Genomic DNA, 4437 nt, shown 5'->3' with positions numbered 1-4437 from the left:
CCATGCTGTCGGGCGATTCGGAGGCGGCGGCGCGCGCCGTGGGCGGGGCGCTCGGCCTGGCCGAGATCGCCGCCGGGGTGCTGCCGGAGCAGAAGGCGGCGCGCATCGCCGCCTGGCAGGCGGAGGGCCAGCGCGTCGCCATGGTGGGGGACGGGGTGAATGACGCGGCGGCGCTGGCCACCGCCGATCTCGGCATCGCCATGGGCAGCGGCACGGATGTGGCGATCGCCGCCGCGCCGGTGGTGCTGCTGCGCCCCGACCCGGCGCTGGTGCCCGCCACCCTCGCCATCACCCGCGCCACACTGAAAAAGATCCGACAGAACCTGGCCTGGGCCTTCGGCTTCAACACGCTGGGCATTCCGCTGGCGGCGTTCGGCCTGCTCTCCCCGGCGCTGGCCGGGGCGGCGATGGCCTTCTCCTCGGTCGCGGTGCTGGGCAATGCGCTGCTGCTGTCGCGCTGGAGGGCACGGGCATGAATATCGGCGAGGCGGCGCGCCGCTCCGGCCTCTCGGCCAAGATGATCCGGCATTACGAGGCGGAGGGGCTGCTGGCGCCGCAGCGCCTCTCCAACGGCTATCGCGACTATGCCGAGGCCGATCTGGCGGTGCTGCGCTTCATCCGCCATGCCCGCGCGCTGGCCTTCCCGCTGGAGGATGTGCGCCGCCTGCTGGCGCTGTGGCGCGACCGCCACCGCGCCAGCGCCGATGTGCGGCGCATCGCCCTGGACCATGTCGCGGCGCTGGAGGCCAAGGCCGAGGCCATGCAGGCCATGGCCCGCTCGCTGCGCCACCTGGCGGCGCATTGCCACGGCGATGGCCGCCCCGATTGCCCCATCCTCGACGAGCTGGAGAAACTGCCATGAGCGAGACCCTGACCCTGACCGTGCGCGGCATGGATTGCGGCCATTGCGCGCGCGCCGTCACCGAGGCGATCCGCGCCGAGGACCCGCGGGCCGAGGTGTCGGTCGACCTGCCGAGCGGCACGGTGCGCGCCGCCACCAGCCTGCCGCGCGAGCGGGTCGCCGCCGCCATCACCGCCGAGGGCTACACGGTCGAGCCCGCCTGATTCCTTTTCCGCTGGCGGCGTGCCCTGGCGGGCCGCCCTCCGCCGTGTTTCAGGCTTTCTTCACCCGCCTTTGCGACAAGGGTCGCCTGGGCGGGGCGCGGCCCCGTGGCGGAGCGGGGTGCAGCATGAGTCAGTCCTGGAAAAGTTCCGCGGCGCCCGGCGGCGCACCGCCGGCGACGGGCGGGCCGCTCGCCGGGGGCGGCCGCGCGCCCTCGGCGCTGGCGGATTTCAACCGTGCCCGCTTCACCGGCTATGGCGGGCATGACCTGCATCTGGTGCCGCCACCGCCGCCGGTGCTCAGCCCGATCCAGGCGCGGCTGCGCGAGGACCTCGCCGCGCTGGTCGAGCAGCACCGTGATTTCTTCGCCCGCCATGCCGATGCCGATCCGCGCATGCTCAGCCGCACGCGGGAGGGCTGGGCGGTCACCTGGCGGCGCTGGGCGCTGGACGATCTCGGCCAAGCGGCGACCGAGGCGCGCAATGTCTATGTCATCCACAAGGGCGACGCCTATGCGCATCGCCTCTTCCTGGACAAGAATGGCCGCCAGCTGCTGGCGGTGCAGCCGAACGACCCGCATTCGCCGCTGCGCTACCGCAAGCTGAGCGTCACGCAGGATCTCTGCGACCTCTACGGCCCCTTCGCCCGGCTGTCGGAGCACCCCGAAGGCTGACAACCGAAGGCGGGTGCAGGGGACCCCGTCCCCTGCTGGGGGAGTTTGAGGGGGCAAAGCCCCCTCAAGCCCAGGTCATCCCGTGGACTTCCCCTCTCCTGCTTGCGCGCTATCGTGGCGCCAAGCCGACGGAGGAACCCACGCCCATGCCGCCCCTCACCCCATCGCGCGCCGCCTGACCGATGCGCATCACCGCCATCCGCGACGGCGTCGCGCCGATCAGCAGCGACATCGCCAACGCCTATATCGATTTCTCCAAGATGACGGCGAGCATCGTCGCCGTCACGGTGGAGGATGGCCAGGGCCGCAGCGCCACCGGCTTCGGCTTCAACTCGAATGGCCGCTACGCCCAGCCCGGCCTGCTGCGGGAGCGTTTCATCCCCCGGCTGCTGGAGGCGCCCGAGGCGCTGCTCGCCACGCCCGAGGGCACGCTGGACCCGGCCGGCGCCTGGGCGGCGATGATGCGCAACGAGAAGCCCGGCGGGCATGGCGAGCGCTCGGTGGCCGTGGGCGTGCTGGACATGGCGCTGTGGGACGCGGCGGCGAAGCTGGAAGACGTGCCGCTGTGGAAGCTGCTGGCCAATCGCTACCGCCAGGGCCAGGCGGATGAGAGCGCCTGGATCTACGCCGCCGGCGGCTATTACTACCCCGGCAAGGGGGTGGAGGCGCTGGTCGAGGAGATGCGCCGCTATCTCGGCCTGGGCTATTCGGTGGTGAAGATGAAGATCGGCGGCGCCCCCGGCACGCCGCTGAAGGACGCGCTGAAGGAGGATGTGGCGCGCATCGAGGCGGTGCTGAAGCTGCTGGGCGGCGACGGGTCGCGCCTCTGCGTCGACGTCAATGGCCGCTTCGGCCTGCATGCGGCGCTGGCCTATGGCGCCGCCCTCTCTCCCTACCGGCTGCGCTGGTATGAGGAGCCGCTGGACCCGCTGGACTACGCCACCCATGCGACGCTCGCCGAGCATTACGCCGGCCCCATCGCCACCGGCGAGAATCTCTTTTCGATGCAGGATGCCCGCAACCTGATCCGCCATGGCGGGCTGCGGCCGGATCGCGACATCCTGCAATTCGACCCTGCCCTCTCCTACGGCCTGGTCGAGTATCTGCGCACGCTGGAGATGCTGGGCCAGCATGGCTGGTCGCCGCGCCGCTGCGTGCCGCATGGCGGGCACCAATTCGCGCTGAACATCGCGGTGGGGCTCGGCCTCGGCGGCAATGAGAGCTATCCGGAGGTCTTTGCGCCCTTCGGCGGCTTTGCCGACGATACGCCGGTGGAGGACAGCCGCATCCGCCTGCCCGACAGCCCGGGCATCGGCTTCGAGCGCAAATCGGCGCTGTATGCCGTGCTGAAGACCCTGCTCTGACAGCTGGGCCGGGGCGGGGGCTCCCCCGCCCCGGCTGCCGCTACAGTTCCAGCGCGGCGCAGGCGGCGCGCACCGCGTCCATGTCCACGACGAAGGGGCTGTTGTTGGCGTCGAGCCGCATGGTGAAGGATTCGCCCACCACCGTCGCCCCGCGCAGCGCCAGGGGCGGCGGCAGGGAATCCAGCACGAAGCGGTGGTAGTCGGGCGAGGTCAGGCTCAGCACCCTGGTGCCCGCGCGGCAGAACAGCGTGTTGAACAGCCCGCCGCCATAGACGCCCGCGACGCATTCGGCGCTGCGGAACAGCGCCACCTGCTCGGACAGGGAAAAATCCTCCAGCGCCACGCTCTCGAAGCCGAGGCGGTCCAGCAGCGCCGCCACCTCCGCCTCGTTCAGCAGGTTGCGGAACCACAGCTTGGCGCCGCGCCGCTGGATGCGGATTCGCCGCCCGCCCGCCGGAAAGCGATCCGCCGCGCCGCGCAGCGCCTGCAGCGGCGCCTCATGCTTCCACAGCGGCGCCGAGCCAAGATAGAGCCGCTCCGCCACCACCGGCGGCGCGCCGGGCCCGCCCACCGGCACCAGATGCTCCGGGCGCACGCCATACAGCGCCAGCAGCGGCGCCAGCCGGGCCGCCACATGCTCCGACACCAGCAGGCGCGGGCGCGGCTCGGGGAAGAGCAGCCAGTGGTAGAGGCGCGGCAGCACCTCCAGCATGAAATGCGTGTAGTTGAGGTCGGGCCGGTAGGTCAGGTGCAGCAGCGGCCCCTCGATGCGGCGGGCAGGGCGGCGCCAGGGGCGGCGCGGATGGATCTTTTCGTTTTCCAGCCGCAGGCCGAGCAGGGACAGCGCCCCCTCCAGCCGCTGCGGCACCGCCAGCCCGGAATCCGAGGCGCTGGCGAAGCTCTCCACCACCATGCGGCCATCGGTGCTGTCGACCACCGCGCCGCCGCCGAGGATCACCGCTTCCGAATAGACGCCCAGGCGCAGCGCGTTGCCGAAGCGCTGCGGCATGCGGCCCAGCGCCACCGGGGCCGCGCCCTGGCGGAAGGTGGCGAAGGGCTGCCAGGGCGGCGCCACCGCCGGCGCCAGATCCAGCCGGCCGCGCGGCGCGGCCAGCAGCGCCGGCAGGTCCTCCAGCAAAGGCAGGTCGTGCAGCCCGGCCAGGGCGCAGGATTCGGGCAGCATCAGGCGCGCACCAGCAGGGCGAAACCGGAAAAATCGTGCCGCCGCGCCTCCAGCCAGGGGGTGGGCACGGCCTCGTCCCCGCGCAGCAGCGCCACCAGCAGCACGCCATGCCGGTCGCCGGGCGGCGGGCGGTCGAGCGGCGGCCAGGCGGGGT

Annotated in this window: 6 protein-coding genes; 5 read left to right on the top strand and 1 reads right to left on the bottom strand. The window is 72.4% G+C overall.

The features are described from left to right. From HMPREF0731_RS11840 to HMPREF0731_RS11820, 5 genes are all read left to right on the top strand, one after another. A partial coding sequence (locus HMPREF0731_RS11840; RefSeq protein ID WP_007004369.1) for an HAD-IC family P-type ATPase occupies positions 1 to 476 on the top strand: 476 nt, incomplete at its 5' end. After that, positions 473 to 862 (top strand): Cu(I)-responsive transcriptional regulator, encoded by a 390-nt coding sequence (gene cueR / locus HMPREF0731_RS11835; protein WP_007004368.1) that lies wholly within the window; start codon positions 473 to 475, stop codon positions 860 to 862. The genes HMPREF0731_RS11840 and cueR, both read left to right, overlap by 4 nt. Next, positions 859 to 1065 (top strand): heavy-metal-associated domain-containing protein, encoded by a 207-nt coding sequence (locus tag HMPREF0731_RS11830; RefSeq protein WP_007004367.1) that lies wholly within the window; start codon positions 859 to 861, stop codon positions 1063 to 1065. Before cueR ends, HMPREF0731_RS11830 begins: the two co-directional genes overlap by 4 nt. A gap of 125 nt (positions 1066 to 1190) precedes the next feature. Continuing rightward, positions 1191 to 1736, top strand: coding sequence for a hypothetical protein (locus tag HMPREF0731_RS11825; RefSeq protein WP_040613060.1), 546 nt, complete (start codon positions 1191 to 1193; stop codon positions 1734 to 1736). A gap of 182 nt (positions 1737 to 1918) precedes the next feature. After that, a complete protein-coding gene (locus HMPREF0731_RS11820) occupies positions 1919 to 3100 on the top strand; it encodes a mandelate racemase/muconate lactonizing enzyme family protein (protein ID WP_007004365.1) in 1182 nt (393 codons plus the stop codon). A 40-nt stretch (positions 3101 to 3140) separates the two neighbouring features. Here the strand turns inward: HMPREF0731_RS11820 and HMPREF0731_RS11815 are convergent, their stop codons facing one another. Further along, entirely contained in the window at positions 3141 to 4283 is a 1143-nt protein-coding gene (locus HMPREF0731_RS11815; protein ID WP_007004364.1) for a glycosyltransferase family 61 protein, read from the bottom strand. Positions 4284 to 4437: the final 154 nt, after the last annotated feature.

It is taken from the genome of Pseudoroseomonas cervicalis ATCC 49957 (assembly GCF_000164635.1).
Classification (GTDB): Bacteria; Pseudomonadota; Alphaproteobacteria; order Acetobacterales; family Acetobacteraceae; genus Pseudoroseomonas; species Pseudoroseomonas cervicalis.
The sequence above is the reverse complement of the archived record's forward strand: the minus strand, read 5'-3'. Positions and strand labels throughout refer to the sequence as shown.

Bases quoted from the DNA above. Each gene is read 5' to 3' on its own strand.
- HMPREF0731_RS11830 (WP_007004367.1), top strand. From the start codon at position 859: ATGAGCGAGACCCTGACCCTGACCGTGCGCGGCATGGATTGCGGCCAT.
- cueR (WP_007004368.1), top strand. From the start codon at position 473: ATGAATATCGGCGAGGCGGCGCGCCGCTCCGGCCTCTCGGCCAAGATG.
- HMPREF0731_RS11820 (WP_007004365.1), top strand. From the start codon at position 1,919: ATGCGCATCACCGCCATCCGCGACGGCGTCGCGCCGATCAGCAGCGAC.
- HMPREF0731_RS11825 (WP_040613060.1), top strand. From the start codon at position 1,191: ATGAGTCAGTCCTGGAAAAGTTCCGCGGCGCCCGGCGGCGCACCGCCG.
- HMPREF0731_RS11815 (WP_007004364.1), bottom strand. From the start codon at position 4,283: ATGCTGCCCGAATCCTGCGCCCTGGCCGGGCTGCACGACCTGCCTTTG.